Here is a 4,058-nt window from a genome sequence, read left to right on the forward strand (position 1 = left end):
CGGCTTATCTTGTGGGCGGCTCTGTCCGTGACCTCCTGCAAAACCATCCCACACCAGACGTAGATTTGGCCATTGAGGGTGACGTCCGCGCGGTCGCCGGGGCCTGCTCCGCGGAACTGTCCGGCGTGCAATGTACATATCATCCGCAATTTGGCACCGCCATCCTCCAGTACCCCGACGGATTCCAACTGGATCTGGCGCGTTGCCGGATAGAACATTATCCAGCGCCCGCAGCACTGCCGGAAGTGCAGCCTGGAGACATTCAGGCAGACTTGATCCGCCGCGATTTCACCATCAACGCCATGGCCATCTCCCTGGATCCGGAAAAGTTTGGCGACTTTCTGGATCCCTATGGAGGCCGTGAAGATCTGCAACACAGCTTGCTGCGCGTACTCCATCCCCTTTCTTTTCTGGATGACCCTACCCGCATTCTGCGCGGACTCCGTTTCGCCGTGCGTTTTCAACTCCAATTGGAAACCGACACGCACGGACTACTGGAGGAGGCGCTGGTCCAGAATATTTTCGCCCGACTCAGCAGCGCGCGTTTATGGCGTGAACTGAAGTATCTGCTCGAACTCACCGACCTCCCTGCGGCTTTAGAGAAGCTTGGTGCCTGGCAGTTATGGCCACTGTTGCGCCCGGCACCGCTGGAACTGGAGGCTCTCCTTCCCCGGATACGGCGTGGTCAACAGGAAATCAACTGGTTTCACTGCCACGTCTCCGGCGAAAAACTCTTCGGCGCCGCCGTCTTGCTGACCATACTCTGGCGGGATGTTCCTTGGGCGGAGGCGGAGAAACGCTTACACTATTGGCCGCTGGCTGATGGGCGTCATATTTTGAACGATCTGCACTTGCTGTCAGAAATGCCTGTGGCCTTGGCGAAGGCCAGTCGCCCCAGTGCAGTAGCGCGATTATGGGAATCGCTGTCTCTGCCAGGCATACTGGCGCTACTCGCAGAGTACCCGGAAACCGATGCCGTCACCGAAAGTGGCCGCTACTACTTGCTGAAACAGCGTGGTCTGACGTCACCGCTCAATGGCCGGGATCTGCAAGCCTTGGGCTTGGCGCCCGGTCCACAGCTTGGTAAGGTACTGCGTCGCCTGCGCGATGCCCGCCTGGATGGCGCGATTAAAGACAAGGAAACCGCCCGACAATGGCTTATCAGACAAGGCATCCTGCCATCCATCCAACCGTGATTGCCTGGATCAGTATTGGCAGCAACCTGGACCTGCCCGTGGCACAGGCGCGGCATGCGCTGGAGGCCCTGGCCGCTGTACCGGAAAGCACCCTCCTGTGGCAGTCCCATCTCTACCAGACGGCACCCGTGGGTGGTGTCACCCAGCCTGCGTTCATCAATGCGGTCGCCCGGCTGCAAACGGCATTGCAACCCCGCGCCCTCCTCAGTCACCTGCAAACCCTGGAGGCAGCAGCGGGACGCTGCCGCGCCGAGGAAATTTACTGGGGTCCGCGGGTGCTGGACCTCGATCTGCTGAGCTACGGGACTACCCGTTCCACGGATCCGGAACTCATCCTACCCCATCCCCGCCTGCACGAGCGAGCCTTCGTGCTCATCCCCCTTGCCGAGTTTGATCCGGAACTGGTCATTCCCGGCTGCGGGCGCATCGCCGACCACCTGTCCGCCGTGGCTGGGCAATCCATCACCCGTATTCCTGACAACATTCAGGAAACGTCCGTGCACAACACCCGTTCCGCCCAGGCATGACCAATCCCCGCATCATCAGTGCGGCTTACCGTGCGTGGGAGGCTGACTATTCCTTGCCCTGCCTGGATATCGACTCGGCGCAGGTGGATTTTGTCCACGATCCGCGGCACACTGAGCAACTGATCGACGCCGTCAGATATCGGCTGAAAGAGGCTGAGGAACAAGATGCATAAGAAAATTGCCCGCTGGGTGCAGGACAAAAAAAACGGCATCAGACGCGCCGTGGTTACGGCCTATGACTATCCCTTCGCCCGTTTCGCGGCGGAGGCGGGGGTGCATGGATTACTGGTAGGCGATTCTCTCGGCATGGTGGTCACCGGCGCCAACGACACCCTCAGTGTTACGTTGGAGCAGATGGCCTATCACACCCGGATGGTGGCGCGAGGAGCAGGTGACTGCCTGATATTTGCTGACCTACCCTTCGGGACCTACGAAAAGGGTCCGGAGCAGGCCTGGGATGCAGCGGTAGCCCTGCTGCGCGCCGGTGCCGATGTCATCAAGCTGGAAGGTGGTGCGGAGATGGCGCCTACGGTGGCCTTCTGCGCGGAACGGGGCGTCAATATCTGCGCCCATATCGGCCTGACTCCCCAGCGGGTGCGGCAGTGGGGCAGTTTTCAGCGGCAGGGTACCGACGCGGACAGTGCGCATCGCTTGCAGGCTGATGCCGGAGCACTGGCGGAAGCGGGTGCCCGCTTCGTCGTTTTGGAAGCGGTCCCCGATGCGTTGGCGGCGAACATTACCCGCGATATCACCATACCCACGATCGGCATCGGGGCCGGGCCGGATACGGATGCCCAGGTGCTGGTGATGCACGACCTGCTGGGGCTTGGCGCGGAAAGCCCACCCTTTGCCCGGCGCTATATCGAAGGCGGCCAGATCATGCGGGATGCCCTCGCCGAATATGTGCAGGACGTGGGCAACGTCCAGTTCCCGCCACGTCGCAAGCGCTGAAATGGCGATCTTCAAAGATATCAACAGCCTGCGCCAGTGGCGCCAAAGTCTGCGTGGCCCCCTGGCCCTGGTGCCCACCATGGGCAACCTGCACGATGGGCATCTCGCGCTGGTGAAACTCGCCGCCACCCGAGCCGAACAGGTGCTGGTCAGCATCTACGTCAATCCCTTGCAATTCGGGCCCCGGGAAGACTTTGCAAACTACCCGCGCACCCTTGGCCGGGACTTGCAGCGTCTGCACGACGCTGGCTGCCAGACCGTATTTACTCCGGATGACGGACTGATGTATCCGCGGGGACGCCAGGATATCAGCATCGTTATGCCACCACGCAGCCTGAGCAAGGTGCTTTGCGGCGCCAGTCGTCCCGGCCATTTTGCCGGGGTCTGTACCGTACTCGGAAAACTATTGCACATAGTCGCGCCAGAAATCCTCCTGCTCGGCGAAAAGGACTATCAGCAACTGCGCATTGTTCAGCAGATGGTGGCCGATCTGAACCTCAACGTACAGGTCTTGCCGGGCCCCTTACAGAGAGAGGCAGACGGGCTCGCCTACAGCTCGCGCAACACCTTTCTGAGCCCGGCAGAGCGGCAGGTTGCTCCGCTGCTCGCGCAAACGCTGTTCGATCTCGCCCGACGCAGCACCAGCGCAGCGGATATCGCAAGCCTCACGACAGAAGGCTGGGAAAGGCTGGAGCAAGCCGGTTTCTTGCCGGACTATCTGGAGTTGTGCGATGCCCAGACTTTGCAGGCACTTGACGTTCCGCAGCCTGATGCGCGCTGGTTCGGGGCTGCACGGCTGGGGCAGACCCGGCTCATCGACAATGTTATAGTTCCTTGATGAACACTCGCCTGCGCGAAATTCCTTACAACTACACCTCGTTTTCAGACGCCGAGATCGTGTGCCGCCTGATCGGGATGAATGCCTGGCGGATACTGGAAGACCTGCGCGAACAGCGGGTCACTGGACGCTCCGCACGGATGCTCTTTGAAGTGCTGGGCGATCTCTGGGTGGTGCAGCGCAATCCTTACATCCAGGATGATTTGGCGAAGGATCGGCATCGCCGCCAGGCCCTCTGGGACGCTCTGGCACATCGCTTGAACGATATTACTGAGCGCGCTGAGGGCAATCCGCTGGTGATTCGTCTGCTGGAGAGCGCTCGCGTCGCGGTGAGCAGCTTTACGCAGCAATTTGATGAGGATCTGGCCCTGCGCAAGAAAGCGGAGCGCAGCCTGCTCAAAATCACCGCAAGAGATAATGTCGACTTCAGCGCCTATGCCCGCGTCGCTCATGTCACTGACGCCTCCGACTGGCGTGTGGAATTACCCTTTGTCGTCCTTTATCCCGCCGACGAGCCCGAAGTGCAGCGCATGGTGGCCGCTTGCC

Annotated in this window: 6 protein-coding genes; all 6 read left to right on the forward strand. The window is 60.7% G+C overall.

Annotated elements, in window-relative coordinates; all coding sequences use genetic code 11:
- Positions 1-1,196 (forward strand): CCA tRNA nucleotidyltransferase (locus AC2VNK_RS04535; RefSeq protein WP_486882977.1); only part of this gene is annotated, 1,196 nt, incomplete at its 5' end.
- Entirely contained in the window at positions 1,154-1,723 is a 570-nt protein-coding gene (folK, locus tag AC2VNK_RS04540; RefSeq protein ID WP_486882978.1) for a 2-amino-4-hydroxy-6-hydroxymethyldihydropteridine diphosphokinase, read from the forward strand. The genes AC2VNK_RS04535 and folK, both read left to right, overlap by 43 nt.
- Positions 1,720-1,896, forward strand: a complete 177-nt coding sequence (locus AC2VNK_RS04545) for a hypothetical protein (protein ID WP_486882979.1) — start codon at positions 1,720-1,722, stop codon at positions 1,894-1,896. Before folK ends, AC2VNK_RS04545 begins: the two co-directional genes overlap by 4 nt.
- A complete protein-coding gene (gene panB / locus AC2VNK_RS04550; RefSeq protein ID WP_486882980.1) occupies positions 1,889-2,674 on the forward strand; it encodes a 3-methyl-2-oxobutanoate hydroxymethyltransferase in 786 nt (261 codons plus the stop codon). Before AC2VNK_RS04545 ends, panB begins: the two co-directional genes overlap by 8 nt.
- A 1-nt stretch (position 2,675) precedes the next feature.
- A complete protein-coding gene (gene panC, locus AC2VNK_RS04555; protein ID WP_486882981.1) occupies positions 2,676-3,512 on the forward strand; it encodes a pantoate--beta-alanine ligase in 837 nt (278 codons plus the stop codon).
- Positions 3,512-4,058 (forward strand): DUF3683 domain-containing protein (locus tag AC2VNK_RS04560; RefSeq protein WP_486882982.1); only part of this gene is annotated, 547 nt, incomplete at its 3' end. The genes panC and AC2VNK_RS04560, both read left to right, overlap by 1 nt.

Source organism: Acidithiobacillus sp. TH-A35 (genome assembly GCF_057473505.1).